This window comes from Streptomyces sp. NPDC096040, assembly GCF_040303265.1.
Classification (GTDB): Bacteria; Actinomycetota; Actinomycetes; order Streptomycetales; family Streptomycetaceae; genus Streptomyces.
Window position 1 is genome coordinate 1 of sequence record NZ_JBEOTA010000032.1, and the last position, 26,019, is coordinate 26,019.

Genomic DNA, 26,019 nt, shown 5'->3' on the forward strand with positions numbered 1-26,019 from the left:
CGCCGCGATCTGGCACAACTTCCAGACCGGGCAGGCGGTCAGCCGCTCACTGACCGCCTATGACCACTGACCGTGTTCGGAAAGACTCGTCTAGGGTTACCGCGTGACCGACAGCAGCAAGCGTCCGATCGCCGTGTTCGACATCGACAACACTCTCGCCGACACCGCGCACCGGCAGCGGTTCCTGGAGCGTACGCCCCGGGACTGGGACGCGTTCTTCGCGGCCGCGCCGCACGACCCGCCGCTCGCCGAAGGGATCGCGCTGGCCGTGGCGACCGCGCAGGAGTGCGAGATCGTCTATCTCACCGGGCGGCCCGACCGCTGCCGTCGCGACACCCTGGACTGGCTCGCCGCCCACGGGCTGCCCGAGGGGCGTGTGCACATGCGGCGCAACGCCGACCGCAGGGCCGCCCGGCACACCAAACTGGAGATCCTGCGCCGCCTCGCCGAACGACGTGAGGTCCGTGTCCTGGTCGATGACGACGAGCTGGTGTGCGACGACGCCGAACGGGCCGGATTCACCGTGGTCCGGGCCCGCTGGGCCGAGCGCTCGGCCGCGCTGGAGCAGGCCCAGGAGGGAGAGGGGCGGACCTGACCCCGTCCGGCCCGGGGCCCGCCGTCGTCAGTCCTCGTCCTCGAGACGGAAGCCCACCTTCAGGCCCACCTGGTAGTGCTCGATCTGCCCGTTCTCGATCTGGCCCCTGACCTGTGTCACCTCGAACCAGTCCAGGTTGCGCAGGGTCTGGTTGGCGCGTGCGACACCGTTGCGGATGGCCTGGTCGATGCCCTCGTGCGAGGTGCCGACGATCTCGGTGACCCGGTAGGTGTTGTTCGGCATCTGGATGCTCCTCTCGTCGTCACTCCAAGGTGCCGCATCCGGAGGCGGAGCGCGAGGCGTCGGTGATCGTGATCGCGGTCAGCCGGTCGCGACGGCGAAGGGGCCGCCGACCCCGAACGCGAGCCGCGCGAAGTTCTCGGCGATGCGGCGGTGTCCCGCCGGATCGGGGTGGACCTCGTCGGGCAGCGGGAATTCCGCGTAGTCCCGTTCGCCGTACAGGTCACGGCCGTCGAGGTAGTGCAGGTTCGGATCGTCGGCCGCGCGCTGTTCGACTGTCCGGGCGAGTTCGTCACGGACGACGTTGAGCGTCAGGCGCCCGGCGGCGCGTTCGGCGGGATCGCCCGTCGCCCTGAACCGCAGGGTTCCGCCGTCGAAGTCGGGCGCGAGCGGTCCGGGAGTGTCCTCCTGGACCGGGCACAGGAGGGCGGACACGACCAGCAGCGGCGTGGTCGGATGCCCCTCGCGCACGGTGTCCAGGAAGCCGTGGACCGCAGGGGTGAAGGCGCGCAGGCGCATGGCGTCCGCGTTGACGACATTGATGCCGATCTTCACGCTGATCAGGTCCGCGGAGGTGTCCCGCATCGCACGGGCGGTGAACGGGTCCAGCAGCGCACTGCCACTGAACCCCATGTTGACCAGCTCCACTTCGCCCTGGGCGGCTGCCAGGGCCGGCCAGATGGCGGTCGGATGCGTGGCGTTCGAGCCGTGGCTGATGGAACTGCCGTGGTGCAGCCACACCCGGCGCCCGCGTGCCGGTGCCTGCTCGACGGGGGCGTCGGTGCGCAGGGCGATCAGCTCGGTGATCTCCGTGTGCGGAAGCCAGATCTCGATGTCCTTGTCACCGGCGGGCAGACCGGTGAAACGGGCGGTGCCGGCGGGACCCTCCGTCAGCTCGGCGGACTGGGTGAAAAGGTCGGTGATCGTGTGTACGTTGCCGCCGGCCACCGTGGCCTGGGCCGTGAGGCGGCCGTCGACCAGCAGGTCGTACACGCCGTCCGCCGGGGCGGGGAACCCTCGGTACACCCGTTTGGTGGGGAGCGTGTCCAGTTCGACGGTGGTGGCCCGGGTACGGAAGACCAGCCGCACGCCGGAGGGCTGGGCCTCGGCCAGGGCCAGTTGGCTGTCGGGGATCTGCCGGCGCGCCCGGGCGGGCAGCCGATGCGGCAGCAGTCCGTGCGCGGTCGCTTCCACGTCGAGGAAGCCGCGCAGGAGGTCCACGGTGACAGGGGTGGTGATCCAGTCGCGTTCGGTGTTCATTGCCTCAGCCTGTTGATCGATATGTCCGGACGGTTCAGCAGGTGGCCCGGTTCCGCAGCAGGGCGTCGAGGGAGTCCACGACCCAGGCCCACGATTCCTGCGCGTCCGGGGTGCTGTGCTCGAAACCCCCGGCCAGCTCCAGGCTGACGTAGCCGTGGAAGACGCTGCCCAGCATCCGGACCGCGTGCGTCTGGTCGGGCTCTGTCAGGTCGTAGCCGCGCAGGATCGCCCGCGTCATCTGGGAGTGCCGCACCCCGGCACTGGCGGCCGCCGTCTCGGGATCGAGCCGGAGTCGGGCGGCGGCGTACCGGCCGGGGTGTTCCCGGGCGTAGTCGCGGTAGGCGTCCGCGAACGCGGCCAGGGCGTCCTTGCCGGCCCGCCCCGCCAGGGCGTCGGCGACCCGGTCGGCGAGTTCCTCCAGGGCGAACAGGGCGATCCTGGTCCTGAGTTCCTGGGAGTTCTTCAGGTGCGAGTACAGACTCGCGACCTTGACGTCGAACCGCCGGGCGAGTGCCGAGACGGTCACCTGGTCGAAGCCGACCTCGTCGGCCAGCTCCGCCCCCGCAAGGGTCAGCCGCTCCGGGGTCAGGCCTGCTCTCACCATAACCTTCCTCCTATCCAGCGACAACAATAAAGCATTTGCCTAAGGCTTTTAGGCAAATTAGCCTGCCGCTCATGAGACCCCTGAGTGAGCGGGAGATCCGCACCGCCTTCGTGAACTGCACCAAGGGCGAGGCCAAGCGCCTGTCCGTCCCCCACGACCTGGCCGAGCGACCGTGGGACGACCTGGACTTCCTCGGCTGGCGGGACCCACAGGCTCCCGACCGCGCCTACCTCGCCGTCGAGCTGGGCGACCGCCCTGTGGCGCTCGCCCTGCGCGGCTCCGGCGCCACCTCCTGGCAGGCGCGGCGCAGCATGTGCTCGATATGCCTGACCACCCACACCGGAGGCGTCTCGTTGATGGTCGCCGCGAAAGCCGGCAAGGCCGGGCAGCAGGGAAACTCCGTGGGCGTCTACCTGTGCAGCGACCTCGCCTGCCCGCTGTACGTACGGGGCAAGAAGGACGCGGGCGTCGGTTCACGCCTGCCCGAGTCGCTCACCTTGGAGGAGAAGATCGAGCGAACCGTCGCGAACCTCACGGCGTTCATCGCCAGGGTCACCGCATAAGGCGACCGGCCTGACCGCCCGTGGTGGCGAATCGACGGGCAGTGTTGCCAGGCCTTGACCCGGCCCATTGGTCCATACCAAAATCCCGTACACCCGTACGAGCACCCGTGCTCGTTCCCCCACGTCGGGCCTTCTCCCCTGTCCGCCAGACAGAACAGGAACCCCTCGTGAGACGTCGTCGCCCGCTCGCCCTCGTCTGTGTGTCCGCCGCGCTGCTCAGCGCCTGTGGCGTCCTGCCGGGCGGAGCGGGCGGCCGGCACACGGTCACGGTGTGGCTGATGCAGAACAGCGCGTCGCAGGAGTTCCTGCGCCGGTTCACCGCGGACTTCGAGCGCACCCACGAGGGCATCCGCCTGGACATCCGTATCCAGCAGTGGACCGGGATCGTGGACAAGGTGCAGACGGCGCTCAAGTCCGACTCCGCGGACGGTCCCGATGTCATCGAGGTCGGCAACACCCAGGTCCCGCAGTACGTCGAGGGCGGCCGGCTCACCGACCTCACGCTGGAGTCGATGCGGGACTGGGGCAAGGAACACTGGCTGCCCGGCCTCGCCGAACCCGGCCGGGACGACTCCCGTCAGTACGGCATCCCCTGGTACGCGGCCAACCGTGTCGTCATCTACCGCAAGGACCTCTTCGAGAAGGCCGGCATCACCTCCCCGCCCAGGACCCGTGACGAGTGGCTGGCCGACACCGGGAAGCTCAACTCGGGCGGGAACCAGGGGATCTACCTCGCCGGGCAGGACTGGTACACGCTCTCCGGGTTCGTCTGGGACGAGGGCGGGGATCTCGCGGAGGAGACGGACGCCGGCTGGAAGGGCGCCCTGGACAGTCCGGCCGCCCTGCGCGGGATGGACTTCTACCGGCGGCTCCAGGCCCTCGGCAAGGGACCCGTGGACGCCGACGAGGAACACCCGCCCCAGGCCCAGGTGTTCGCGGGCGGTCAGGTCGCACAGATCGTCGCGGTGCCCGGACTCGCCCAGTCCATCGTGCAGGAGAACCCCGAACTCAAGGACGAGATCGGCTACTTCCCGGTGCCGGGGCTCACGGCCGAGCACCCCGGCGCCGTCTTCACCGGCGGCTCCGACCTCGTCGTACCGCAGAACACCGACCGGCCCTACGACGCGACCGCCGTCGTCGGCGCACTCACCGGTGCCAAGTGGGACACCGAACTGGCCCGCACCATGAACTACGTGCCCAACAAGACCACGCTGGCGGGCGCGGTCGCCGGGGCGGAGGGGGTCGCCGCCATGGCGGCGGGAGCCGCGCGGGGACGGGCGACCCCCCACACCCCGGACTGGCCGGCGGTCGAGGCCGACAACCCGATCAAGGGCTATATGACCGAAGTGCTCGGCGGAGCGGACCCCGCGACCGAGGCCCGCCGCGCCTCCCGGCGGATCAGCGAACTTCTCGCGCCGGGCTTCGGATGACTCAGCGGGCCACGCTGAGGGAGAGCGCGAAGCGGCCCTGCGAGTCGGTCCACCAGTTGGTCAACTCAAGCCCGGCGGCGGCAAGTTCCGCGGTCACTCCGTCCCGCCGGAACTTCGCCGACACCTCGGTGCGCAGCTCCTCGCCCGCAGCGAACTCCACGGCCAGGTCCAGTGCGGGCACCTTCACGGTCTGCGCGACACGGGAGCGCAGCCGCATCTCGATCCACTCCTCGTCCGCGTCCCACAGGGCGACATGGTCGAAGGTGTCCGGGTCGAAGTCGGCGCCCAGCTCCCGGTCGACGACCGCCAGGACGTTCTTGTTGAACTCGGCCGTCACCCCGGCCGCGTCGTCGTACGCCCGGACCAGTACCTCCTTGTCCTTGACCAGGTCGGTGCCGAGGAGCAGCGCGTCACCGGGCGCGAGCAGCCCCCGGACCGAGGCCAGGAACCGGGCCCGCTCGGCGGGCAGCAGATTGCCGATCGTGCCGCCGAGGAACGCCAGCAGCCGCGGCCCCGGGGTCTCGGGCAGGCTCATCCGGCCGGTGAAGTCGGCGATCAGGGCGTGCACCGACAGCCCCGGCCGCTCCTCGATGAGCGCCTGCCCGGCCTGGGTGAGGGCGCTCTCGCTGACGTCGACCGGGACGTACACCTCGAGGGAGGTGAGCGCGTCGATCAGCAGACGGGTCTTCTCGGAGGAGCCGGAGCCCAGCTCCACCAGGGTGCGGGCACCGCTCACGGCGGCGATCTCGCCGGACCGGGCGAGCAGGATCTCCCGCTCGGCCCGGGTGGGGTAGTACTCGGGCAGTTCGGTGATCTGCTCGAACAGCTCGCTGCCCCGGGCGTCGTAGAACCACTTCGGCGGCAGCGACTTGGGCGTGGCCGTGAGGCCGTTCAGGACGTCGGCGCGCAGCGCGGCGTCCGTCGCGTCCTCGGGAAGGGTGCGGGTGACACGGAGGGGACTCACGTACAGGGCTCCTTCGGGGATACGGATGCCGGGGCCTCGCCCGGTTTCTCGACCGATTCGTCCTGGGCCGGACCGTCCTCGCCCGGCTTCTCGACCGGGGCGAGGGTGACGGCCCGGCGGCTCGCGACGAGCAGCGTGCGGTCGGGTACCTCCCGCCAGCGCGGGTCGTCGTCGTACGGCTCGGAGGCGACGACGACGCGGTGGCCGGGTTCCGAGAGGTGGTAGAGGCTGTCGCCCCAGGCGGTGGCGGCGATGGTCTCGCCGTCGGTGAGCAGGAGGTTCAGCCGCGCGGTCGGGGCCGCCTCGGCGATCTGGAGAACCGTTTCGGCAAGGGCTGGGCCCGGCGGCGTGCCGGACCGCAGCCGGTGCAGAGCCAGCGCCCAGACGAACGCCGAATCCGTGCGCGCCTCCATCGACAGCAGGTCGGCCGGGGGCAGTAGCGGGACGAGGGATGCCACCGACCGCGGCCAGCCGGGGATCGCCCCGTTGTGGCTGAACAGCCAGCGGCCCGCGGCGAACGGGGCAGCCGCCGCCTCCGCGTCCGCACCCGCCAGGGTCGCGTCCCGTACGGCGGCGAGCACGGCGCCGGTGCGCACGACCCGGGCCAGGTCGGCGAAGGACTGGTCGGCCCAGATCGGTCCGGCCCGCCGGTAGCGGGCCGGCTGCGGATCCTCCTGGGCGTACCAACCCACCCCAAAACCGTCGGCGTTGACCGTCCCGTACCGCTGCCGCCGGGGTGCCCACGACTGGCGGTAGAGGGAGTGTTCGGGCTCCACGAGGAGCCGGCCGAGTGGCTCCTCGGTTCCCAGACAGGCCAGATGACGGCACATCAGGCGGTCTCCGCGGCCGAACGGGCGGTGCGGAAGCCGGAGAAGATCTGCCGCCGGATCGGGTAGTCCCAGTTGCGGAACGTCCCCCGGCAGGCCACCGGGTCCACGGCGAACGAACCGCCGCGCAGCACCTTGTACTCGGGGCCGAAGAACACCTCCGAGTACTCCTTGTACGGGAAGGCGCTGAAGCCGGGGTAGGGGAGGAAGTCGCTCGACGTCCACTCCCAGACGTCACCGATCAACTGCCGTACGCCCAGCGGTGACTCGCCCTCCGGGTAACTGCCTGCCGGTGCGGGACGCAGATGCCGCTGGCCGAGGTTGGCGTGGGCCGGTGCGGGTTCGGCGTCGCCCCACGGGTAGCGCCGGGACCGGTTCTCGCCGGGGTGGTGCCGGGCGGCCTTCTCCCACTCGGCCTCGGTGGGCAGCCGGCGCCCGGCCCAGCGGGCGTAGGCGTCCGCCTCGTACCAGCTCACGTGGAGCACCGGCTCCTCCGGCGGTACGACCTCGGTGACCCCGAACCGGCGCCGCAGCCACTGGCCGCCCTCACGGTGCCAGAAGTGCGGGGCGACGATCGAGTGCTGCCGGATGTGTGCCCAGCCGTCGGGCGTCCACCAGCGCTCGTTCTCGTAGCCGCCGTCCTCGATGAAGGCCAGGTACTGGCCGTTGGTCACCGGCGTGGTGTCGATCCAGTAGGGCGCCACCTCCCGTCGGTGCGCGGGGCGTTCGTTGTCCAGCGCCCATGGTTCGGTGGAGGTGCCCATGGTGAACGGGCCGCCGGGGACCAGGACTTCGGCCGGACCGGTGAACGGCGGCGCCGGGTCCGGGTCCGGGGCGGTCAGGGCCTGGGGGCCCTTGCGGAGCTGATGGGTGATCAGCATCGTCTCGTCATGCTGCTGTTCGTGCTGGGCGATCATCCCGAAGGCGAAGCCCGCCTCGGTCAGCCTGGTGCCGCCGCTGAACGCCGAGCCCTCCAGCAGGTCCAGGGCCCGGCCGCGCACCTCCGCCGCATAGCGCCGGGCCTCGGCGGGCGGCAGCAGCGGTAGCGTGGGCCGTTCGGAACGCGGGTGCTCGAAGGCGTCGTAGAGGCTGTCGATCTCGGGGCGCATCGCCTCCCGGCCGCCGACGTTGCGCAGCAGCCAGAGCTCCTCCTGGTTGCCGATGTGCGCCAGGTCCCAGACCAGCGGGGACATCAGCGGGGAATGCTGGGCGGTGAGGTCGGGCTCCTCTACGCAGCTGGTCAGGAGCGTGGTGCGGTCCCGGGCCGTGATCAGGGACTTCAGGGCCCGGTCCCGCAGGGTCTCGATGTCGATGTCGGTCTCGGGGGCGGTCATGCGGGGATGTCCTTCCCGTGGGCGCGGCTCGAAGTGCCGCGCAGGGGGTCCAGCAGGTCGTCGGCCGGGCAGCGGCCCTTGAGGACGTACCGGTCGAAGTACGCCGTCACGGCGGCCACGACCTCGGGGGCCGCGCCCAGCCTCGGCAGGGCCTCCAGCGCCGCCGCGAAACAGCCGACGGCGGCCTCGTGCAGCTCCGGGTCGCCGAGCCCGGTCCGGGCAGCGTCGATCCACAGCGGATTGTGCGGGGCGGGCCGTGTCCCCGCCCGCTCGGCCAGCGGTTTCACCGTCCGGTACGCGGTCTCGGCGGCCTCCGCGTCGTCGAACAGCGCCGCCGTCACCGCCAGCGGCACGATCCAGCCGTCGTCGCCGGGCTGTGCGTCGATCATCCGCAGCTCCAGATGACCGCGCGGCCGGACCGGCGGGAACAGTGTGGTGAGGTGGTACGCGAGATCCGCCCTGGTGGGCGACCCTGACCGGGTCCACTCCCGGAAGGTGAGGCCCTCGGGCACCTCCCAGGGGCCGCTGTCCCGTCGTACGCACATCACCGGGGCGTCCAGCACACGCCGGGCCCAGGAGGTCCGCGGGTCGCCGGCCAGCGGGGGCGCTCCCGCGCGGCCCGCGTCGATCTCCATCCACAGCAGCTGCCGGGTGGAGACCCAGCCGGTGGGCCGGCCTCCCGCCAGGGGGGAGTTCGCGAAGGCGGCCACCAGGACCGGGCCCAGCTGATGGGCCAGCCACCAGCGGCGCGTGTGCCCCAGCGGGCCGGGCTCCTCATGGCCGGCGTCCAGGCAGACCTGCACGGAGGCCGAGCTGCACATCATGTGGCGCCCCGCCGGACCGGCCCGGTCCAGGCACCTCTCCATCGCCTCGTAGCGCGGTTCGCGCAGGAAGCGGCGGGGTGTGTGCCAGGGATCGTGACCGGCGCCCACGAGACCGAGGCCCTGCTCGGCGAGGACCGTACGGACGGCGTCCAGGTCGGCGGATACGGTGCCGATGCACTCCATCAGGGAGGCGGCGGGCGGCGAGCTCAGCTCCAGCTGGCCGCCGGGTTCGACGGTGAGCGCCGACCCGAGGGGCACCGTGCGCAGTGCGGCGTAGGCCGCTTCGAGTCTTTCGGGTGTCACGGGGAGCTGCGGCTGCCGCAGCTCGTGAACCAGCCATTCCACTTCGACCCCGAGCGTGCGGGGCGGGCCGGTCTTGAAGCAGATGCCCTTCACCAGGGCCTCCACCTCGGCTTCGGTGACGGCGGTGCGGTCGTCCGAGAAGTCGGTTTTCACCGACCCGTCGGTACAGTCGCCGCCGTCGGATATCGAGTCGGACATGTAGGGATCCTCCTGAGATTCCACCATGCCGCCGGCCCGGCCGTGGATGGGTCCGGGACGGCACGTCCGTTCCACCCAAGACCTTCGCGCCGATTCGCACAAGGGCACCTATCGGGACGTTCTAGATCGGTAACCTCTGCTTCCTTGCACGTTCGGAACCGTTTCGGGTGCAGGAAACTCCGTTGCACCGCATCACCAGCATCGCCCAGGATGCGTACATGAGCACGACGGGGGAGACCGCGCGGGCCGCGGTCATGGCGTCCACGGGGGTGGCGCCATGAGCGCGCGCCTGCGCGGGATCGCCCAGGAGACCGAAAAGATCGTGGCGTCGGGGGCCTGTCGGACCCCCGACGGCCGGGAGGTCCTCCTGGCGGCCGACATCGCCGCCGTACAGGCGGGGACGCGGATCCACGGCCCGGAACCGGTGCCGGTCCCGCGGACCGCCCCGGTGGAGACGGTCGTCGAGGTCACCGGCGAGAGCAGCTTGGAGGCCGCCCGCCGGCTGGCCGACGCCCCGGTCGCCGTCCTGAACTTCGCCTCGGCCCACAATCCGGGCGGCGGCTATCTGAACGGCGCCCAGGCGCAGGAGGAGGCGCTGTGCCGCGCCTCCGCGCTCTACGCCTGCCAGTTGCACGCCCGCGCCTTCTACGACCACCACCGCGCCCACCGTGACCCGTTCTACTCGGACCGGGTGATCCACTCCCCGGCCGTCCCGGTCTTCCGCGACGACCGCGGCGGCCTCCTCCAGGAGCCCTACCGCGCGGGCTTCCTCACGTCCGCCGCGCCCAACGCGGGCGTGATCCGTCGTACGACGCCGGAACGCGCCGGTGAGCTGGCGGGCGCCCTCGCCGTACGGGCCGAGCGGGTCCTGGAGGTGGCGGCCGCGAACGGTTACCGGCGGCTGGTCCTCGGCGCCTGGGGCTGCGGGGTCTTCCAGAACGACCCCCGGCAGGTCGCGGGGGCCTTCCGGGGGCTGCTGGGCCCCGGCGGACGGTTCGAGCGGACCTTCGAGCACGTGGTGTTCGGGGTCCTGGACCGTACGCCGGGATCGGTGGTCCGGGCGGCCTTCACCGAGGCCTTCCAGCAGGCAGCCCTCGACGGCTGACGCCTGCAAGGCGGAGGAGGCGTGCTGGGGGAGGGCGTGCCAGACCCCGCGACGCCGGCGTGATCCGCCCGGCAACCCCTAGCGGCTCACTTCCAGCCGTAGCGCTCGTGCAGCCGGTTGCGTACGAGGTTGAAACGGCCCCGGTCCAGCGCGCACGCCTCCCGGCGCATGCCGTCCTCGTGCAGCCGCAGTACACGGTCCACGTCCACCCAGGAGTCGCGTCCCGACCGGTCCCAGGGGCCGCTGCCGATCGCCACCCACTCGCGGTCGTGGTCGTGTCGCTTGCTCGACAGCTGTACGGCGAGCAGCGTGCCGGCCGCCTCCCGGGCGACGACCAGCACCGGCCGGTCCTTGCCCCGGCCGTCGTTCTCCTCGAAGGGCACCCAGGTCCACACGATCTCACCGGGATCGGGGTCGCCGTCGTGGGCCGGGGAGTATTCGGTGCGCACCCTGCCGACCTCGTGCGGGTCGGCCTCGGCGGTCGCGGTGGGGCCGTAACGGCCGGGGATGTTCTCGTCGTCGGTAAGCGCAGTCACGAGGGCACCCTAAGGGGCCTCAGCCTGCGAGAACAGGCGGGGTACCGGTGCGGCGCAGCTCCGACTCGATCAACTCGGCGGTGATGTCGGCGCGTTCGATGTGCGGAAGGTGGCCGGCGCCCGGGATCGGCTCGAACCGGCCCTGGGGGAAGGCCTTCGCGTAGGCGGCTCCGTAGGCGGGGGTGACGACACGGTCGCTCTCGCCCCAGATCACCAGCACCGGCTGCGGCGCCCGGCCCAGCCGGGGCAGCAGCTTCGGACTGGTCATCCGGCCGCCTTCGGTGAGCAGCCGCATGGTCGCCATGTTGGCCTGACGGCGGGCTAGTTCGGCGGCGGGGAGGGTGGCCGGGTCGACGTAGAAGCGGTCCGGGTCGTGCCAGGAGTGTTCGGCCTGGGCGCGCGGATCCAGCGCGAAGAAGTCGGTGACCGTCTCGCCCTCGATGGCCGCGCCGACCGCGTTGATCAGGACCAGACCGGTGATCAGTCCCGCCGCGTCGCGTATCGCCATCTCGGCGGCGAGTTGGCCGCCCAGCGAGGAGCCGACCACCAGGACGTCACTCAACTCGCTGTCCTGGAGCAGATGCAGATAGGCGAGGGCGAGGTCGTCGACGCTCGTGAACCAGTCGGGGCGGGGTGTTCCGTCCCAGCCGGGGTGGACCGGGACGAGGGTGCGTCCGGAATCGGCGAGGCGGGCGGCGAGACCGGCGACGGTGGCGGGGCCGCCGCCTCCGTGCAGGACGAGCACCGGGCGGCCGGAACCGGCCTCGGTCAGGGAGATGGACAGGTCGGGATACACCTGGACGGTGCGGTTCGTCGTCATGCCGAGGACTCTAACTAAACATCTTTATATAAACAAGCTTAGTCATCGGTTAGACTTGGCCCATGCACGATGACCTGCAAGTTCTCGGAAGAGCGGTCAAACAGGCCCAGTACCGGCAGCACCGGGCGATGGACAGCGCGCTCTCAGCCGTCGGCACCACCCTCGCGCAGTGGGACGCGCTGCGCGCCATCGACCGGTCGCCGGGCGCCTCGGCGCGCGAGCTGGCCGCGGCCACCTTCCAGAGCGAGCAGGCCTTCGGCACGCTGGTGGGCCGGCTGGCCGCACAGGGCCTGGTGGAACGGCGGCCGGGCCACGGAAGGCGCATCCAACACCATCTGACCCCGGACGGCGAGCGGGTGCTGGCGGCCGGGCACGGGGTGGCCCGCGAGGTCCTCGCCGGATGCTTCGCCGGGCTGACGGCGGCGGAGCGCACGACCCTGCTGGAGCTGTTGCGGCGACTCAACGAGCAGGAGTGAGCAGGGAGGTGCCCCCGGTCCGGCCGGGGGCACCCCTGTCTCCCGCTCTCGGCTACTCGCCGTCCTGCTCCACCGGAACCTTCTGCGTCTTCGGGGCCGCGACCCCGTTGAGAATCGGCGAAGTCCCGTTCGGGACCTGCCCGTTCTGGTTCATCGACGCCAGCAGCTGGCGTGCCAGCCCCAGTCCGGTACCGCCCATCGTGAGCGCCTTGGCGAACATCTCGCCCATACCGTCGGCACCGTTGAGCAACACCATGTTGTCGACGTTGCCGAAGGCGGACGCGCCGGCCCTGACGATCTCCGGCCAGTTCTCGGCGAGTTGCTGGGCGACGACCGCCTCCTGGTTCTCGGCCAGGGCGGCGGCTCGGGCCTTGATGCCCTCCGCCTCCGCGAGACCCTGGGCCTTGGTCGCCTCGGCCTCCGCCAGACCCCTGGCCTGTGCGGCGGCCGCCTCGGCCTCACCGGTGGCCCGAGTGGCGGCCGCGCCGGCCGCACCCCGGGACTTGGTCGCCTCGGCCTCGGCGGCCGCGGCCGTCTTGACCCGGGTCGCCTCGGCCGCCGCGGCCAGCTCCGTCTCCTTCGCCTTTGCCTGGGCCGCCGAGATACGCGCGTCACGCTCGGCCTCGGCCAGCGTCCGCTTCTCATAGGCCTTGGCGTCCGCCGGCTTGCGGACGTCCGCCTGGAGCTGCTGCTCCCGCCGCTGCGCCTCCAGTTCGGCGACCCGGGTCTCCTGGACCACGACCTCCTGCCGGGCGGCCGCGTCGGCGAGCGGACCGGACTGCCTGGCGCTGGCCGCCGCCTTGTCCCGCTCGGCCTGGTAGCCGGCCTGGAGGATCTCGCTGTCCCGGGTGGCCTCCGCCATCCGGGCGAACGAGGCCTGCTCCGCCTCGGTGGCGAGACGGTTCGCCTCCGCCTGCGCGATCCGCGCGTCCCGCTGGACGGCGGCCGCGTGCGGCATCGCCAGGTTCTGGATGTATCCGGTCGGATCCTCGATCTCATGGATCTGCAGGGAATCGACGATGAGCCCCAGCTTCTCCATCTCCGTGCCACAGGCGGCCCGGGTCTGCCCGGTGAGCTTCTCACGGTCGCGGATCATGTCCTCGACCGTCAACCCGCCCACGATGGACCGCAGATGACCGGCGAACACGTTGTGCACCCGCTCGGACATCATCTTCTGCTGGTCCAGGAAACGGCGGGCCGCGTTGGCGATCGACACGAAGTCGTCGCCCACCTTGAAGATGACCACACCCCGCACCTTCAGCGGAATGCCCTGGGTGGTCGCGCAGTCCACGTGCAACTCGGTCTCGTTCAGATCGAGGGAGAGCTTGCGCACCGCCTGCACGCCGGGCAGCACCAGCGTGCCGCGCCCCGTGACGATGCGGAATCCCATGCCCGCCTCAAGGCCCTCGGTCCGGTGGTTGGAACCGGAGATGATGAGCGCCTCGTTCGGTTCGGCGACCCGCCACATCATCTTGAACAGACCGATCAACACGAGCACGGCAACGACCGCCGCCCCCGCAACGACGCCGATGACCATCGGCATACGCCCCCTTTGGATGGTGCCCTGTCGGCACCGAACGAAGGGAGTGTGCGCCTGCGCGAGCGCGGGGTGAAGACGCTGACGGATCCTTGTTGCAATCTTGACGCACACGTCCCTCACCTGGGACGAAGCGCGCTCAACTGTCGTACGCGGGTGTGACGTAGACCGTTCTCGGCGGCAGGTGTTCGACCACCATCACCACCGTGCCCCGCTCGATCCGGGTGCCGCCGTCGGCGGGGTACGCGAGGAAGTGCTCGGCGCCCCCGCGCACCCGGACGATCACCTCGCCGACGAGCCCGGGCCCGATCGTTCCGGTGACCCGCCCCATGAGCCCCACCATCGACGCATCGTCCATGGTCAGAGGGTACGGGCAGGCCAAGCCACGGGAAAGCCGCAGGCCGTCGACCGCAGGTGGTCATACGGCGGGGGGAGCCCGTGACCGCGGCCCGGGCCGGCCACTGCTCGTGCCAGCGCAGCTCGGCCTCCAGCTGGGCGGCGACGGACACGAGCAGTGGCTCGCTGTCGGCCGGGCCGAGCAACTGCGCGCCCACCGGCAGCCCGTCCCCCACGAACCCGGCGGGCACATTGACCCCCGGCCACCCGGGGACGTTCCACGGCCAGGCGTAGGGGCAGGCGGCGATCATCGCCCGGTCGGTGGCGAACTGGCCCAGCCCCAGCATCGCGCCGATGCGCGGCGGGGGAGCGGCCGTGGTCGGCGCGAGGATCGCGTCGTACGACGCGAAGAAGCCGCCGATTCTGTGCCGCAAGGCCGCCTCCGCGCGGCGGGCGGCCCGCAGCGGGGGCCCGCCGAGCAGCCGGCCCAGCCGGGCCGCCTCCAGGGTGCGGCTGTCCAGCAGGGCGGGCCGCGGTAGCTCGCGGACGCGTTCGGCGATCCCCACCGTGGCGCGCGGAACGAAGGTGAGCCCGATCTGGCCGTAGGGCGGGTCGGCCTCCTCGACGGTATGGCCCAACGCAGCCAGTTTCTCAGCGAGTTCGAGCACCCGTGCTCGGACGTCCGGCTGGAGGCGGGCGGGCAGCGCGGTGAACGGCGGCTTCAGGGAGAGCGCGATACGCAGCCGCCCGGGGTCGCGGCCGACCGCGTCGGAAACCGTCAACTCCCCTGGCCGGTGCGGATCCTGGCGGTGATTGCCGCTCGCCGCGTCCAGCAGCAGCGCGGCGTCGGCGACCGTGCGGGCCAGGGTGCCGTTGACGGTGATGCCCTGGAAGGACTCGCCGCGCGGCCAGGTGGAGATACGGCCGCGCTGGGGTTTGATCCCGATGAGATGGGTCCAGGCGGCCGGGATGCGCACGGATCCGGCGCCGTCCGAGCCGAGCGCGGCCGGGACGATCCCCGCCGCGACGGCGGCCGCCGATCCGCCCGAGGATCCGCCGGGGGTGTGCTGCGGCTGCCACGGATTACGGGTGGCCCCGAAGGCCGGACCCTCGGTGAACGGCCACTGTCCCAGCTCACAGGTGTTGGTCTTGCCGATGATCACCGCCCCTGCCGCGCGCAGCCGTCGTACCGCCTCCCCGTCCTCCGCCGCGGGCGGGAAGTCGCCCCGGCAACCGAAGGCGGTCGGCTCGCCGGCCACGTCCGTGTCGTCCTTCACCTCGACCGGTACCCCGAGCAGCGGACGGCGCATCCCGTCGGCCAACTTCCGGTCGGCGGCGTCGGCTTCGGCGAGCGCGGCGGAAGTGCGGACGATCCGGAAGGCGTTGAGGGAGCCCTGGGTGACCTCGATCCGCGCAAGACACTCCTCGACCAGCTGACGAGACGTCAACTTGCCTTCCGCCAAGGCGCCTACAGTTTCGGCAAGGCCCGGGGAACGGTCGTACGCCATGAGAACCCACCTCCGGGAGACGATGCCTGCCGGAGAGTAACGTCGTGGCGGCCCCCGCTGTACAGATTCCGCACAGCCCGCGCCCCGTGGGCAAGGGCGCTGCGTGTTCAGCTGTGGCGGGGGAGCCATAGTGGGGCGCTGCTGCCGCGGGGGAGCAGGATCTCGCGGAAGTGGCCGGGGGTGCGGGTCATGATGATCTGGTCGGTGACGCCCTGGTAGTGGCCGCAGGGGGTGTCGGCGGTGAAGGTGTCGGGGTCGAGGTAGGCGTGCGGGGAGTCGGGGTCGGGGTTGAGGGCGGTCGCGTGGGCATAGTCGCGGTCGAAGACGCCGAGGCTGAGGATCCAGGTGGCGATACGGGTGAGGTTGAGGGTGACGCGGTAACTGCCGCCGTCGGTGGCGCGGCGCATCAGCGCGGCGAGCGCACCGGTGGTGGCCAGCCAGGAGAGCACGTAGTCGTTGACGACGCTGATGTACGGCAGCGCCGGGGTGCTGGTCGGTCGGGCCGCGACGCCGTCCTCGCCCTCCATGAGCATGATGCCGCTGACCGCGCCGGCGGTCTGGTCGAAGCCGACGCGGTGGCTCCAGGGGCCGGTCTCGCCGGCGAGGGAGATGCTGATGTGGATGATGCCGGGCCGGACGGCCGCGGCCTCCTCGGCGCTGAGGCCGATCTTCTCCAGGTAGCCGGGGCGGCGGTTGGCGTAGAAGAGGTCTGCGTCGCTCAGCAGCTCGCGGATCCTCGCCTGTCCCTCAGGCGCGTAGGGGTCGATGGTGGTCGAGCGGACGCCGACGTTGGCGGTGTTGTACGTGGAGTCGTGCTCCAACTCGTTCGGGCGCCAGATGTTCAGGACGTCCGCGCCGTGCTGGGCCAGATCCCGGCCGACCCCGGCGCCGGCGATGATGTGGCCCATACCCAGGGCGCGCACGCCGGAGAGCGGCTGGGCGGCCGCGGCGGACAGGGGTTCGGGCTCGCTGTCGCCGATCTTCTCGATCTTGATCAGCGGCTGCTGTGCGATGTACTCGTACGCGGGCTCGCGGAGAAACTCCTCGGCGGTGCGCAGCATGGGCATCACCACGCCCATCTCGTCGCCCGCCTGCTCCAGATCGGCGGCGTTCCACTTGGAGACGGCGTCCGCGACGGCCTGCTTCTCGGGCCAGGTGCGGAGCAGCTTGTAGACGGTGTTCTTGATCTTCGGGTAGGGGTTGAGCGGCATGACCCAGCGGTCGTCGCGCGTCTGGTAGAAGTCGAAACCGAGCGGGTTGGCCGGGTCCGAGGGTGTGCCGCCGGGGTAGCCGTTGAGCAGTTCCCACTTCTTGTCGTAGAAGGGGCACAGCCGGTGCGGGGCCTTGCGCAGGTCCATGGTGATGTCCTGGCCCTCGCCGGTGCGCCGGCGCCAGAGGGCGGCCAGGGCGACGGACTTGGCGGTCATGCCCAGGGCGGGAACGGCGCCCAGGCGCATGACGCTGGGCACGACGGGGTCGGCCCCGATGAAGGTGATCCTTCCGCCGCTGTCCTCGGGGTGGAGGCCGGCCGAGGAGAGGACCTCGCGCAGGGCCTGGTGGATGTCGAAGCCGTCGTCCGTGGTGGACGGGTTGGCGAGGGTCTTCTGGATGCGGTCGGTGAGTTCTTCGGCGCTCATGGATGCTGCGACCTCTGAGTCGTGGGGGGATGGGGATGTCCGGATGGTGGGGAGGGGGAGAGGGGAGAGGGCGGGTCAGGCGTCGAACGTCTCGCCGAGCGCGCGCATCAGGGCGATCTGCCTGCGGTCGCGTTCGGCGGCGAGTTCGTCGACGCTGCCGCCGAAGTCCTTGACCTGCTCGCTCAGCAGCTGTCTGGTGGGCTCGTCGAAGGCCACCTTCTCCTGGGCCATGTCGGCCCAGCGCCGCTCCATGCCCACGCCGAAATGGTCCATGAAGTGCGTCAGTCCACCCTCCCCGCCGCCGAGATGGAAGGAGCGGAAGGGCCCGGCGACGGCCCAGCGCCGGCCGATGGACGAGGTAACGATGTCGTCGAGCTCCTGCATGGTGACGACGCCCTCGCTCACCAGGTGCACACACTCACGGAAGATCGCCGACTGCAGCCGGTTGGCGACGAAGCCGGGCACCTCCTTGCGCAGCACCTGCGGCTGCTTGCCGAGGCCGCGGTAGAAGGCACGGGCGCGTTCGACCGTCTCCGCCGAGGTCCGCTCGCCCGGAACGACCTCCACCAGCGGCAGCAGATGCGGCGGATTGAAGGGGTGCCCGACGACGAGCCGGGCCGGGTTCCTGAGGACGGTGGCGATCTCGGTGGCGGGGATGCCCGAGGTCGAGGTGGCGAACAGGGCACCGGCCGGTGCGCTGCTCTCGATGGTCTGCCAGATCTCGTGCTTGACCTGCAGCCGCTCCGGGCCGTTCTCCTGCACCAGGTCCGTCTCGCGGACCGCGGTGGCCAGGTCCGGCTCGAAGGACAGCCGCGCGGTGAGCGACGAGGTGTCCAGCCCGAGCGCCTCCAACTCGGGCGCGACCCGCGCGATATACGCGCGCACGGCCTCGTCGACTCCGGGCTGCGGGTCGCTGACGGTGACGGACAGGCCGCGGGCCAGGAACAGCGCCGCCCAGGAGGCACCGATGACGCCACCCCCGACCACGGTGACCTTGCGGATTCCGGCGATGCTGTCGTCCTCGGACATGCGGGACACCTGCTCTTCTTCGGTGGGGGGACGGTCAGGCCAAGTAGTCGTGGACGACTCGAGCGCGGCCCAGGGTCAGGTCGGTGAGGATGTGCGAGGCGGAGACGACCTCCAGGACCGGCAGGTCCGCGAGCGGGGCCAGCGCGTGGGCCAGCAGCTGCAGCCGGGCGGGCCCGCTCCAGGCGCCCTTGACTGTGAGATCGCCTATCTGGGTACGGACGAGTTCGCAGATACGTGGCGAACCGTCGTAGTGCGGAAGCTTCTTGAGCATGAACGTCGGCAGCGTCAGCTCCTCGCGGGCCTTGTCGGCGGCCAGCGGACGGTGCTTGTAGCCCATCGTCGCGCGGGCGACGGGCAGCGAGCCGTAGTCCAGGGTGCCGACGAGAGTGTCCTGGTCGACGAAGAGCCGGGGCCGGCCTAGCTTCTTCGGGAAGGCGCCGATCTCCCGTCCGCTGGCGATCGCGGGGAAGTTGTCCACGTACATCGACAGGCTGTACTCCCCTGTCTCGCCCTCGTACTCGACGACGGCGAGCTGGCCCGACTCCGTGTAGTCGCCCAGCCCCGTGACGTCCGGCATCCGCATGACCTCGAAGCGGACCAGCGGCTCGGTCACCCGCAGCGGCTCCGGTACGAGCCGCTCCAGGGCCCCGGGGTCCGTCCGGTAGGTGATGTTCAGATACTCGCGGTCGGTGAACCGGTAGGGACCCGCCGGAAAGGCCGGGGCGTCCAGCGGTGTGCTGGGTGCGTGGACGACGTCCTCGACTCGCATGGCTCTCGCCTGCCTCTCACGTCCCCGTGGCTGACATAACGACATTAAGGGGACGAGACGCTGTACACCTGTCCTGTGAGTTGCATAATGCAACACGGTCACTGTAGACCCGTCCGCGGTATGTTGCAAAGTGAAACTCCGAGGCGGGAGCCCGGGCCGTAGGGGGCTGCAAGGAAGGGACGCGTACGTGGCCGACGACGACACAGAGCTCCGGGGACTCGTCCGCGAGCTGGTGACTCTCTCCCGGCGTTTCCGGGGCAACGCCGAACGGCTCCATCCGGACCTGAGCTTCGTCGACTACTCCCTGCTGTCCGAGATGGCCGCACGCGACGGGGCTCGTGCGGCAGACCTGGTCGGCCTCTACGGCCTCAACAAGTCCACGATCAGCCGCCAGGTCGCCGCTCTGCAGCGCGCCGGCCTGGTGGTGCGCGAGGCCGACCCGCACAACCACCGAGCCCAGCTGCTCCGTCCCAGCGACCACGGCCGGGAACTGCTCGCCCGCGCCGACGCCCTGATGTACCGGGAGGTCGACACCCGCACCGACGGCTGGGCCACGGAGGAGGTCCAGGCCCTGCGCGCCCTCCTCGCCCGCTACAACGCGGCCGCCTCCGCCGTCGCCGCGGACGCACCGAGCCGCTGATCCGGACGGGAGGGCCCGGTCCTGCGTCAGAGATCATCAAGGGACCGAAGCCGAGCCGGGCGGCACGACGCCCGAGCTACTCGAGCCTGGGCCAGGGGCGGCCGGTGAGGCGCTCGATGTCGGTGTTGAACTGTTCGAGGTCGTCGATAAAGCGCTGGAGGCGTTCGGGTGTCCAGTTCCCGATGACATGGACCAGGCCGGTGACCATTTCCTCGCGCTGCTCGGACAGGCGCTTTCTGCCTTCCTCGGTGATCCGGTATTTGCGGGCCACCCCGCCGTCTGGGTCGAGTGTCCGCTCCACGAGACCGTTCTGCAGCAGAGCGGAGGTCTGCCGAGTGAAGGTGGAGGGTGCCAGCCCGAATGCCTCGACGAAGTCCGGGATCGACATCGGGCCCTGCACCTCCAGTCGGCTGAGCAGCACATAGGCGCTGCGGTCCAGCAGATCGCCGCCGCGTGCGCCCCGCGGTGCCCGCATCTCCTGGTGTCGCGCGAGGATCAGCATTTCCCGCTCGATCCGTCGGCTCGCCTCGTGGGCATCCACCCCGCGTTCTCCTCGGTGTCTTCGTGCTCGGATGGCGATGTCGCCCCACCCTATGACTGGAATGCACCATTCCGTGGAAGTGCATGATGCACACTTGTTGCACGATGCACGTCGCCTATAGCGTGCGTCAGGTGGCCTTCGGGCCCGTGCGGAGCCGCCGGACCGCGAGCAGTTCCTTCCCCACAAGGAGACGCAGATGGCCGACAACGATCAGGTCCTCCCACTGCCGATGCCCAGCGAGAACCCCCTGGAGCCGCCCGTCGCATGGGAGGGACTGCGACGCCGGTGCCCCGTCGCCACTGTCGAGCTCCCCAGCGGAGACCGGGCGAAGTTCCTCACCCGGTACGACGACGTGAAGGCACTGCTGTCCGACCCGCGCTTCACGCGCCCGAGGCCGGAGGACGGCGCCGCGCGGATCGCCCCCAGGGGTGCCGGTGGTCCCGCCGCCGACGGAGAGGGCGCGGTGACCCTGCCGGAGAAGGGCGAGCCGCATCAGCGGTGGCGCCGGCAGGTGGGCAAGTACTTCACCGCCAAGCGTATGACCGCCCTGCGCCCCGCTATGACGAGGACCGCGGAGGCCCTGGTCGACGGCCTGATCGAGGGCGGACAGCCCGGCGACCTCAAGGCCGCCGTGGGCTTTCCCCTCCCCGTCTACGTCATCTGCGACATCCTCGGTGTTCCCGCCGAGGACCGGGACCGCTTCTCGCACTGGTCGGACGCCTTCCTCAACGTCACCCGCTACTCCGGTGAGCAGGCCGCCGCCGCCCAGGCCGAGTTCAGGAAGTACCTGACGGTGCATATCTCCGCCACCCGCGCCGAACCCGGCGACGACCTGATCAGCATGCTGATCAAGGAGAGCGAGGGGGAGGGTGAGGGCCTGACCGACACCGAACTGCTCGGCACCGCCATGGGACTGCTGGTCGCCGGTCACGAGACCACCGCCAACATGATCGGCAAGATGGTGGCCATGCTGCTGGCCGACCGCGGCCGGTGGGAGCGTCTGCTGGCCGACCCCTCGCTGGTGCGGACAGCCGTCGAGGAGGCGCTGCGGTACGACACCAACCTCGGCTTCGGGATGCGGCGTTACCTCACCGAGGATGTCGAGGTGGGCGGCGAGGTACTGCCCGGCGGCACCACGGTGGTGTGCAGCATGCCCGCCGCCAACCGCGACGAGGACGCCTTCACCGACCCGGACGAGATGGACCTGACCCGGTCACCCAACCCCCACCTCACTTTCGGCGCCGGACCGCACTCCTGCCTGGGCCAGGCACTCGCCCGCACCGAACTCCAGGTGGTCCTCGAGGTGCTTCTCCGCAAGGTTCCCACGCTCCGGCTGGCGGTACCCGTCGACGACCTGCGGCCCATCGAGGGACTGCTGGTCGGCGGCCTGACCGCGGTACCCGTCCGCTGGTGACCGGACCCGCCGGGGCCGGAACGCCACGACGTACGAGTGGAGGCGGGGAGATGACGATGAAGGTCAGCGTGGACGTGACCAAATGCTGCGGGGCCGGGCAGTGCGTTCTGACCGCACCCGAGGTCTTCGACCAGCGAGAGGACGACGGCACGGTGGTGTTGCTCGCCCCCGCACCCCCGGAGGAGCAGGCCGCTCCCGTCCGTGAGGCGGCAGCGGTGTGCCCGGCCGGCGCCATCACCGTCCGGGAGGCCGACTGACCCACGGGTGAGGCCGGGGATTTCGCGCTGACCGACGAGCAGGGCGTGTTGCGCGCGACGGCACGGCAGTTCGTCGCCGACGTGTGCTTGCCGGCTGGGGCGTCATCACCGTGGACACCCTCGCGGCCCCACCGCCACGCCCGCCGGAGCGCGGCGGGCACTTCCGGCAGTGGACCGACGACTGCGCTGCCGGTGGGCTTCGGCTTCGCGATCGTCCCTTCGATGGGGGCGAGACGACCGCCTTCGGCCGGCCCACCATCACCGAGGGGCTCGCCGGCGCCGTCGCCGGTCTGCACGGCCTGTACGGGGACCTGCTGCCAACACACCGACACTGCCCGCCCAGTACGAGTGACAGGGCTGTCCGGCCTCTCTGAGCCATCCGCCCGGGGGGCGGGTTGCCGCCCCGGACGTCGACACGGACCGTGGCCGGTGACGTCCGTCACCGGCCACGGTCCGTCGAGCTCAGCCGATGCCGGTGACCTGAAGTGCCGTGGTCCAGTTGGTCCTGATGGCGCTACGGGCGGCGGACAAGGTGATGGTGCCGTTGCACACCGCGTTCTTGAGCTTGGTCTCGACGCCGTCCTTGGTGTACGCGGTCTTGGTCCCGTAGTGCGGTTCGGGCCACAGGTTGCCGGGATCGCGAGGAGCGCCGCCCAGTTCGAGGGGTACCAGGTGGTCCTCCTCGTAGTCCGACATGTTGGTGTCGGAGTAGCCGTAGTCGATGATGCCCTGTGCCTTGAGCGGGTTGGTGTACGACGTGGGCGGGCGAACGGTGGCCGTCCAGCCCGAGACACAGATGGTGCTGCCGATGGTGGACTGCGTGACGGCGGAGTTGTACGAACCGGGTGTACAGCCGGAGTCGGGCAGCGGCAGGTAGGCCTGCGAGCAGCTGCTGGCCTGCGCGGTACCGGCGCTGACGCCGAGGATGAGGCCGCTGAACGCCAGGGCGAGAGAGCAAGCTCCGGCAGTTGATATTCGGGTGATGGAGCGCATGGGAGAGCCTCCTGAGGCACGAAGCACGGTGGTGTGAACGACGTCGTGCCCATGACACTCCAGGGGAGGGCTACGCGGGTAGATCTCGAACGTGAATTCGTTGTAATCGAACGGTTTCTGATGGCCCAACACGGCATGGGCTGGTGCGCACCGCGTCAGCGGATACTGGACGGGTGCGGCTGCAACGCGGGTTGACCCGCCCGCAGTTCTTTGGGCCTGCGGAAGCCGGAGGCGGTGGCCGAGGGGCGGCGGATTCGGCCGGCCGACCATCCGTGCGGCGAGCAGATATACGGCGGTGGCGGCGGCCTGCCGTACGAGCATGGGGCTGTTTGTCACGGTGGCCGGGCCCGACGTCGGCAGCAACCTGCCGTCCACGGGGTCGCCCGCGCTCTTCGTCAGCGCCGGGGCTGCGTACCAACTGGGCTTCATGGGACCGGAGTCGGGCCTGTCGTCGCCTGCCTTGGCAACAGCCACCCACCAGGTGGGGTTCCGCGACGCTCGGCGGCTGATCAGCTGCTGAGCGTTTTTGTACACGATGTCGTCCTGGCTGGACTCGTCGAGCTTGGCGATCAACCTGCCGAAGTCGGCTGGTTCGGCCAGGCCCTCCGCTACCAGGTGCTGGGAGTGAGCTCGGTGATCCTCGCCGAGCTCACCCACGACGGAGTCATGCTGCTCACCCTGAACCGGCCCGAGCGGCACAACGCCTGGACGCGCGAATTCTGCCCCGGGATGGACATGAGCGTGCTGGACGGAGCGTCGTCGGGTGCCCGGCCGTGGCCCACCGACCGGCTGCCCCCACGCACCCGGTCCATTACCTTCCCAAGCCGGTCGTGGCGGCCGTCAACGGCGCCTGCCCTGGCATCGGCTTCAACCAGGCGCCGATGTGTGATGTGCGCTTCGCCGGAGGCGAAGTTCGCCGCCACCTTCAGGGCGCGCGGCCTGGTCGCCGGGGACGGGGTGGCCTGACTGCGGCCCCGGCTCGTGGGCTACGGCAACGCCTGCGACCTGCCGGCGGCGCCCAAGCGGGCCCCCGACCACCGCGAGGGCGTGCTCAGCTTCATCGAACGTCGGCCGTCCGGGTTTGCCGGTCTGGACGAGGCCTCCGCATGACCCGCCCCGAACTTCCCCTGTACTGCCGAACGGTCACCGTCACCGCCTACGAGGAGGACGGCGGCGAGATCCCGGTCCAGGCGGAACTGCGTGACGAGCGCCGTGGGAGGAGCCGCCGCGGGACTTCCCGCACGCCGAGTGCCCGCTGATCGCTCCCGCCGATGGCGTCCCGCTCGGTGGTGTAGCCGATCAAGGCACCGGAATTCGCAGGCCGGGGCGGTGACTCCGCCGAACCAGGCGTTCAACCCCCCTCAGCAGGGCACCTCGTGGAAGGCCCTCTCTTCGGAGAGCGCCAGGGGCCTCGTACCGGAACACTTAACGCTTGATCCCCTACACCACGACGCGGGACGGCCCCCCGCCTCCGAGAGCCTGGTCGGACCGAGCGTGGCCGCCGGCTGCAACCGGGGCAGTCGGAACGGTTCCGGGGAGTCTGGGCCTGGCCGTCGTCCAGTCGTCCTTCTCGGCCCGCAACCGCCGTGCGGCCCACGACCCGTCCTCCACCAGCCGGGTACGCCACGCTGGCCGGCGCCTGGGACCAGGCTGACGCCCGGTCCCGGAAGTCAGCACCTTCAACGGCTCCGACCAGACGCGCCCAAAGGGGCACGAGGCCGAGTCGATTTGCGGCTCCGCCACGTGGGCGCGACCAGCCACAACGGCGCCGCGGCCGAACGACGGCACATCGCGGCCCCACCCGCGGAGCGATCAGTCGAGGTCCACCGGCCCGTCGTCCCCCTTCTTGTCCTTGCCCGAGTGCAGCTGAAGGAGCCCGGCACCCTTGCTCTCCTCCGGCCCCGGCCGGCGCCCTTCGGTGGCCTCCTGGCCGCCGAGGTTCTGCCGGACCGAGTCGAGGATCGTCAGGCCCTGGGAGACCAGGCCCGCCGCGATCTCGCCCAGGCCGTCCGCCCCGTTGAGGACGTTGACGTTGGCGCCGGCCAGGCCGCCGGCCGCCTCCTTGACGATCTGCGGGAGCTGGTCGATCAGCATCCGGTCGAGCGCGACCCGGTCGTAGGAGGCCGCCGCCTCGGCCTGGATCTTCATACGCTGCGCCTCGGCCGCGGCCAGGATCCTGACCCGCTCGGCCTCGGCCTCGGCGGGCCGCACGACCTCGGACACCAGCTGCTGCTGACGCAACTTGGCCTGACGCTGCGCCAGTTCCGTCTGTGCGGCCAGCACCTCCTGCTGGGCGTGGGCCTGCGCCAGCGGTCCGGCCTGCGCGGCCTGCGCCTGCGCGCGGTCCACCTCGGCCGAGTACTCGGCCTTGACGATGGCGGTCTGCCGGGCGTACTCGGCCTGGTTGCGGGCCGCCGCCTGCTCCGCCTCGGTGGACGCCTGCGTGGCCTGGGCCTGCGCGATCTGGGCCTGCCGCTGGATGGCCGCCTTGTGCGGCGCGGACATCGCGTCGATGTAGCCGGTGTCGCCGTCGTCGATCGACTGGATCTGCAGCGAGTCCACGATCAGGCCGATCTTCGCCATCTCCGTCTTGGAGGTGTCCAGGACCTCGGCGGCCAGCTTCTGCCGCTCGGTCACGATCTCCTCGACCGTCATCGAGCCGATGATCGCCCGCAGGTGACCGGCGAAGATCCGGCCGGTCAGGACCGACATCTGCTCCTGGTCGGAGAGGAACCGCTGGCCCGCGTTGATGATGCTCTCGGTGTCGTTGCCGACCTTGAACGCGATCACGGCACGGACGTTCAGCGCGATGCCCTGCCGGGTCACACAGGTCTCCGTCACCTCGGACTCGCACATCGCCAGCGTGAGGAAACGGGTCTTACGGAAGACCGGAAGCACGAACTTGCCGTGCCCCGTCACCACTCGGAACGGCGCGCCCCCCAGTCCCCGCCGGCCCCCCGAGATCAGCATCGCCTCGTCGGGAGCGGGAACGCGGTATCCGAACATGTTGCTTACTCCTCAGCTTGCGCCCGCGGCGTCGCCGTCGAGCGCGTCCAATGGATCCACCCACTCGACGACACCGACCTCACGGCATCCACGCGACTCGATCACGAGCACCGTCGCCCCCGTGGGCAGGGGATCTTCGGACCAGGCGAGAAAGGTCTCCGAGCCGCCTCTGACCCGCACCAGGATCTCGCCGGGACCCGCGGAACCGCGGGTTCCGACCAGTATCTGCCCGGTACAGCCGATCACGGCTTCGTCCGGCGTCATCACGCCTGC

The 26,019-nt window shown here is 70.9% G+C and carries 29 protein-coding genes and 1 pseudogene; 11 read left to right on the plus strand and 19 right to left on the minus strand.

Annotated features, from left to right (window positions below; all coding sequences use genetic code 11):
* Nucleotides 1–103 precede the first annotated feature (103 nt).
* Nucleotides 104–595, plus strand: a complete 492-nt coding sequence (locus ABTY98_RS33785) for a phosphatase domain-containing protein (RefSeq protein WP_352224897.1) — start codon at nucleotides 104–106, stop codon at nucleotides 593–595.
* A gap of 27 nt (nucleotides 596–622) precedes the next feature.
* Here ABTY98_RS33785 and ABTY98_RS33790 read toward each other — a convergent pair whose 3' ends face one another.
* From ABTY98_RS33790 to ABTY98_RS33800, 3 genes are all read right to left on the minus strand, one after another.
* Nucleotides 623–838: a dodecin gene (locus ABTY98_RS33790; RefSeq protein ID WP_352224898.1), complete on the minus strand. Its 216-nt coding sequence runs from the start codon at nucleotides 836–838 to the stop codon at nucleotides 623–625.
* Nucleotides 839–916: 78 nt separating this feature from the next.
* Nucleotides 917–2,095 carry a GDSL-type esterase/lipase family protein gene (locus ABTY98_RS33795; RefSeq protein ID WP_352224900.1) on the minus strand — a complete coding sequence of 393 codons (1,179 nt, stop codon included), beginning with the start codon at nucleotides 2,093–2,095 and terminating at the stop codon, nucleotides 917–919.
* A 34-nt stretch (nucleotides 2,096–2,129) separates the two neighbouring features.
* Complete coding sequence (locus ABTY98_RS33800) at nucleotides 2,130–2,699, minus strand: TetR/AcrR family transcriptional regulator (protein WP_352224901.1); 570 nt, start codon at nucleotides 2,697–2,699, stop codon at nucleotides 2,130–2,132.
* A 71-nt stretch (nucleotides 2,700–2,770) separates the two neighbouring features.
* On the opposite strand from ABTY98_RS33800, the gene ABTY98_RS33805 reads away from it, so the two are divergent.
* Nucleotides 2,771–3,262 (plus strand): FBP domain-containing protein, encoded by a 492-nt coding sequence (locus tag ABTY98_RS33805; protein ID WP_352224902.1) that lies wholly within the window; start codon nucleotides 2,771–2,773, stop codon nucleotides 3,260–3,262.
* Between the two features lie 167 nt (nucleotides 3,263–3,429).
* The gene (locus ABTY98_RS33810) at nucleotides 3,430–4,692 is read left to right on the plus strand and encodes an extracellular solute-binding protein (protein WP_352224903.1); all 1,263 of its coding nucleotides are present in this window, start codon (nucleotides 3,430–3,432) and stop codon (nucleotides 4,690–4,692) included.
* A gap of 1 nt (nucleotide 4,693) precedes the next feature.
* On the opposite strand, the gene egtD is transcribed toward ABTY98_RS33810, so the two are convergent.
* The 4 genes from egtD to egtA are packed head-to-tail and all read right to left on the minus strand — an operon-like array spanning nucleotide 4,694 to nucleotide 9,142.
* Nucleotides 4,694–5,656 carry an L-histidine N(alpha)-methyltransferase gene (gene egtD, locus ABTY98_RS33815; protein ID WP_352224904.1) on the minus strand — a complete coding sequence of 321 codons (963 nt, stop codon included), beginning with the start codon at nucleotides 5,654–5,656 and terminating at the stop codon, nucleotides 4,694–4,696.
* A complete protein-coding gene (gene egtC / locus ABTY98_RS33820; RefSeq protein WP_352224905.1) occupies nucleotides 5,653–6,486 on the minus strand; it encodes an ergothioneine biosynthesis protein EgtC in 834 nt (277 codons plus the stop codon). The genes egtD and egtC overlap by 4 nt, the downstream gene beginning before the upstream one ends.
* A complete protein-coding gene (gene egtB, locus ABTY98_RS33825) occupies nucleotides 6,486–7,817 on the minus strand; it encodes an ergothioneine biosynthesis protein EgtB (protein WP_352224906.1) in 1,332 nt (443 codons plus the stop codon). Before egtB ends, egtC begins: the two co-directional genes overlap by 1 nt.
* Entirely contained in the window at nucleotides 7,814–9,142 is a 1,329-nt protein-coding gene (gene egtA / locus ABTY98_RS33830; protein WP_352224908.1) for an ergothioneine biosynthesis glutamate--cysteine ligase EgtA, read from the minus strand. Before egtA ends, egtB begins: the two co-directional genes overlap by 4 nt.
* Nucleotides 9,143–9,419: 277 nt before the next feature.
* On the opposite strand from egtA, the gene ABTY98_RS33835 reads away from it, so the two are divergent.
* A complete protein-coding gene (locus tag ABTY98_RS33835) occupies nucleotides 9,420–10,247 on the plus strand; it encodes a TIGR02452 family protein (protein ID WP_352224909.1) in 828 nt (275 codons plus the stop codon).
* A gap of 86 nt (nucleotides 10,248–10,333) precedes the next feature.
* Here the strand turns inward: ABTY98_RS33835 and ABTY98_RS33840 are convergent, their stop codons facing one another.
* Both ABTY98_RS33840 and ABTY98_RS33845 read right to left on the minus strand, forming a co-directional pair.
* Nucleotides 10,334–10,783 (minus strand): type II toxin-antitoxin system PemK/MazF family toxin, encoded by a 450-nt coding sequence (locus tag ABTY98_RS33840; RefSeq protein ID WP_352224910.1) that lies wholly within the window; start codon nucleotides 10,781–10,783, stop codon nucleotides 10,334–10,336.
* A gap of 19 nt (nucleotides 10,784–10,802) precedes the next feature.
* Nucleotides 10,803–11,603, minus strand: a complete 801-nt coding sequence (locus tag ABTY98_RS33845; RefSeq protein WP_352224911.1) for an alpha/beta fold hydrolase — start codon at nucleotides 11,601–11,603, stop codon at nucleotides 10,803–10,805.
* A 62-nt stretch (nucleotides 11,604–11,665) separates the two neighbouring features.
* Here ABTY98_RS33845 and ABTY98_RS33850 point away from each other — a divergent pair, with 62 nt between their 5' ends.
* A complete protein-coding gene (locus ABTY98_RS33850; RefSeq protein WP_352224912.1) occupies nucleotides 11,666–12,079 on the plus strand; it encodes a MarR family winged helix-turn-helix transcriptional regulator in 414 nt (137 codons plus the stop codon).
* A 52-nt stretch (nucleotides 12,080–12,131) separates the two neighbouring features.
* Here the strand turns inward: ABTY98_RS33850 and ABTY98_RS33855 are convergent, their stop codons facing one another.
* From ABTY98_RS33855 to ABTY98_RS33880, 6 genes and pseudogenes are all read right to left on the minus strand, one after another.
* The gene (locus tag ABTY98_RS33855; RefSeq protein ID WP_352224913.1) at nucleotides 12,132–13,622 is read right to left on the minus strand and encodes a flotillin family protein; all 1,491 of its coding nucleotides are present in this window, start codon (nucleotides 13,620–13,622) and stop codon (nucleotides 12,132–12,134) included.
* 133 nt (nucleotides 13,623–13,755) lie between these two features.
* Nucleotides 13,756–13,959, minus strand: a complete 204-nt coding sequence (locus tag ABTY98_RS33860) for an NfeD C-terminal domain-containing protein (protein WP_502994423.1) — start codon at nucleotides 13,957–13,959, stop codon at nucleotides 13,756–13,758.
* 97 nt (nucleotides 13,960–14,056) lie between these two features.
* Nucleotides 14,057–15,460: pseudogene (locus tag ABTY98_RS33865) on the minus strand (amidase); the annotation flags it as partial.
* 107 nt (nucleotides 15,461–15,567) lie between these two features.
* The gene (locus ABTY98_RS33870; RefSeq protein WP_352224914.1) at nucleotides 15,568–17,097 is read right to left on the minus strand and encodes a CoA transferase; all 1,530 of its coding nucleotides are present in this window, start codon (nucleotides 17,095–17,097) and stop codon (nucleotides 15,568–15,570) included.
* A gap of 75 nt (nucleotides 17,098–17,172) precedes the next feature.
* Nucleotides 17,173–18,126, minus strand: a complete 954-nt coding sequence (locus tag ABTY98_RS33875) for a 3-hydroxyacyl-CoA dehydrogenase NAD-binding domain-containing protein (protein ID WP_352224915.1) — start codon at nucleotides 18,124–18,126, stop codon at nucleotides 17,173–17,175.
* Nucleotides 18,127–18,160: 34 nt separating this feature from the next.
* The gene (locus ABTY98_RS33880) at nucleotides 18,161–18,895 is read right to left on the minus strand and encodes an acetoacetate decarboxylase (protein ID WP_352224916.1); all 735 of its coding nucleotides are present in this window, start codon (nucleotides 18,893–18,895) and stop codon (nucleotides 18,161–18,163) included.
* Nucleotides 18,896–19,082: 187 nt separating this feature from the next.
* Here ABTY98_RS33880 and ABTY98_RS33885 point away from each other — a divergent pair, with 187 nt between their 5' ends.
* Nucleotides 19,083–19,535: a MarR family winged helix-turn-helix transcriptional regulator gene (locus ABTY98_RS33885; protein ID WP_352224917.1), complete on the plus strand. Its 453-nt coding sequence runs from the start codon at nucleotides 19,083–19,085 to the stop codon at nucleotides 19,533–19,535.
* Nucleotides 19,536–19,611: 76 nt separating this feature from the next.
* Here the strand turns inward: ABTY98_RS33885 and ABTY98_RS33890 are convergent, their stop codons facing one another.
* A complete protein-coding gene (locus ABTY98_RS33890) occupies nucleotides 19,612–20,076 on the minus strand; it encodes a MarR family winged helix-turn-helix transcriptional regulator (protein ID WP_352224918.1) in 465 nt (154 codons plus the stop codon).
* 196 nt (nucleotides 20,077–20,272) lie between these two features.
* Between ABTY98_RS33890 and ABTY98_RS33895 the strand changes: the two genes are divergently transcribed.
* Together ABTY98_RS33895 and ABTY98_RS33900 are read left to right on the plus strand one after the other, a co-directional pair.
* Nucleotides 20,273–21,490: a cytochrome P450 gene (locus ABTY98_RS33895; protein ID WP_352224919.1), complete on the plus strand. Its 1,218-nt coding sequence runs from the start codon at nucleotides 20,273–20,275 to the stop codon at nucleotides 21,488–21,490.
* 56 nt (nucleotides 21,491–21,546) lie between these two features.
* Nucleotides 21,547–21,747 carry a ferredoxin gene (locus ABTY98_RS33900; RefSeq protein ID WP_352224987.1) on the plus strand — a complete coding sequence of 67 codons (201 nt, stop codon included), beginning with the start codon at nucleotides 21,547–21,549 and terminating at the stop codon, nucleotides 21,745–21,747.
* Nucleotides 21,748–22,209: 462 nt separating this feature from the next.
* Here ABTY98_RS33900 and ABTY98_RS33905 read toward each other — a convergent pair whose 3' ends face one another.
* A complete protein-coding gene (locus ABTY98_RS33905) occupies nucleotides 22,210–22,740 on the minus strand; it encodes a hypothetical protein (protein WP_352224920.1) in 531 nt (176 codons plus the stop codon).
* Nucleotides 22,741–23,059: 319 nt separating this feature from the next.
* On the opposite strand from ABTY98_RS33905, the gene ABTY98_RS33910 reads away from it, so the two are divergent.
* From ABTY98_RS33910 to ABTY98_RS33920, 3 genes are all read left to right on the plus strand, one after another.
* Nucleotides 23,060–23,260: a hypothetical protein gene (locus ABTY98_RS33910; protein ID WP_352224921.1), complete on the plus strand. Its 201-nt coding sequence runs from the start codon at nucleotides 23,060–23,062 to the stop codon at nucleotides 23,258–23,260.
* Nucleotides 23,261–23,373: 113 nt separating this feature from the next.
* Entirely contained in the window at nucleotides 23,374–23,706 is a 333-nt protein-coding gene (locus ABTY98_RS33915; protein WP_352224922.1) for a Clp protease/crotonase-like domain-containing protein, read from the plus strand.
* Nucleotides 23,707–23,846: 140 nt separating this feature from the next.
* Complete coding sequence (locus tag ABTY98_RS33920) at nucleotides 23,847–23,999, plus strand: hypothetical protein (protein ID WP_352224923.1); 153 nt, start codon at nucleotides 23,847–23,849, stop codon at nucleotides 23,997–23,999.
* A 553-nt stretch (nucleotides 24,000–24,552) separates the two neighbouring features.
* Here the strand turns inward: ABTY98_RS33920 and ABTY98_RS33925 are convergent.
* Both ABTY98_RS33925 and ABTY98_RS33930 read right to left on the minus strand, forming a co-directional pair.
* Entirely contained in the window at nucleotides 24,553–25,746 is a 1,194-nt protein-coding gene (locus ABTY98_RS33925; protein WP_352224924.1) for an SPFH domain-containing protein, read from the minus strand.
* Between the two features lie 12 nt (nucleotides 25,747–25,758).
* Nucleotides 25,759–26,010, minus strand: a complete 252-nt coding sequence (locus ABTY98_RS33930; RefSeq protein ID WP_352224925.1) for an NfeD C-terminal domain-containing protein — start codon at nucleotides 26,008–26,010, stop codon at nucleotides 25,759–25,761.
* Between the last annotated feature and the right edge of the window lie 9 nt (nucleotides 26,011–26,019).

Excerpts from the sequence above, each read along its gene's own strand:
- ABTY98_RS33790 (WP_352224898.1), bottom strand. The coding sequence starts at position 838 with ATGCCGAACAACACCTACCGGGTCACCGAGATCGTCGGCACCTCGCAC.
- ABTY98_RS33795 (WP_352224900.1), bottom strand. The coding sequence starts at position 2,095 with ATGAACACCGAACGCGACTGGATCACCACCCCTGTCACCGTGGACCTC.
- ABTY98_RS33800 (WP_352224901.1), bottom strand. The coding sequence starts at position 2,699 with ATGGTGAGAGCAGGCCTGACCCCGGAGCGGCTGACCCTTGCGGGGGCG.
- ABTY98_RS33805 (WP_352224902.1), top strand. The coding sequence starts at position 2,771 with ATGAGACCCCTGAGTGAGCGGGAGATCCGCACCGCCTTCGTGAACTGC.
- egtC (WP_352224905.1), bottom strand. The coding sequence starts at position 6,486 with ATGTGCCGTCATCTGGCCTGTCTGGGAACCGAGGAGCCACTCGGCCGG.
- egtB (WP_352224906.1), bottom strand. The coding sequence starts at position 7,817 with ATGACCGCCCCCGAGACCGACATCGACATCGAGACCCTGCGGGACCGG.
- egtA (WP_352224908.1), bottom strand. The coding sequence starts at position 9,142 with ATGTCCGACTCGATATCCGACGGCGGCGACTGTACCGACGGGTCGGTG.
- ABTY98_RS33835 (WP_352224909.1), top strand. The coding sequence starts at position 9,420 with ATGAGCGCGCGCCTGCGCGGGATCGCCCAGGAGACCGAAAAGATCGTG.
- ABTY98_RS33845 (WP_352224911.1), bottom strand. The coding sequence starts at position 11,603 with ATGACGACGAACCGCACCGTCCAGGTGTATCCCGACCTGTCCATCTCC.
- ABTY98_RS33850 (WP_352224912.1), top strand. The coding sequence starts at position 11,666 with ATGCACGATGACCTGCAAGTTCTCGGAAGAGCGGTCAAACAGGCCCAG.
- ABTY98_RS33855 (WP_352224913.1), bottom strand. The coding sequence starts at position 13,622 with ATGCCGATGGTCATCGGCGTCGTTGCGGGGGCGGCGGTCGTTGCCGTG.
- ABTY98_RS33860 (WP_502994423.1), bottom strand. The coding sequence starts at position 13,959 with ATGGTGGGGCTCATGGGGCGGGTCACCGGAACGATCGGGCCCGGGCTC.
- ABTY98_RS33870 (WP_352224914.1), bottom strand. The coding sequence starts at position 17,097 with ATGAGCGCCGAAGAACTCACCGACCGCATCCAGAAGACCCTCGCCAAC.
- ABTY98_RS33875 (WP_352224915.1), bottom strand. The coding sequence starts at position 18,126 with ATGTCCGAGGACGACAGCATCGCCGGAATCCGCAAGGTCACCGTGGTC.
- ABTY98_RS33880 (WP_352224916.1), bottom strand. The coding sequence starts at position 18,895 with ATGCGAGTCGAGGACGTCGTCCACGCACCCAGCACACCGCTGGACGCC.
- ABTY98_RS33895 (WP_352224919.1), top strand. The coding sequence starts at position 20,273 with ATGGCCGACAACGATCAGGTCCTCCCACTGCCGATGCCCAGCGAGAAC.
- ABTY98_RS33900 (WP_352224987.1), top strand. The coding sequence starts at position 21,547 with ATGAAGGTCAGCGTGGACGTGACCAAATGCTGCGGGGCCGGGCAGTGC.
- ABTY98_RS33905 (WP_352224920.1), bottom strand. The coding sequence starts at position 22,740 with ATGCGCTCCATCACCCGAATATCAACTGCCGGAGCTTGCTCTCTCGCC.
- ABTY98_RS33910 (WP_352224921.1), top strand. The coding sequence starts at position 23,060 with ATGGGGCTGTTTGTCACGGTGGCCGGGCCCGACGTCGGCAGCAACCTG.
- ABTY98_RS33920 (WP_352224923.1), top strand. The coding sequence starts at position 23,847 with ATGACCCGCCCCGAACTTCCCCTGTACTGCCGAACGGTCACCGTCACC.
- ABTY98_RS33925 (WP_352224924.1), bottom strand. The coding sequence starts at position 25,746 with ATGTTCGGATACCGCGTTCCCGCTCCCGACGAGGCGATGCTGATCTCG.
- ABTY98_RS33930 (WP_352224925.1), bottom strand. The coding sequence starts at position 26,010 with ATGACGCCGGACGAAGCCGTGATCGGCTGTACCGGGCAGATACTGGTC.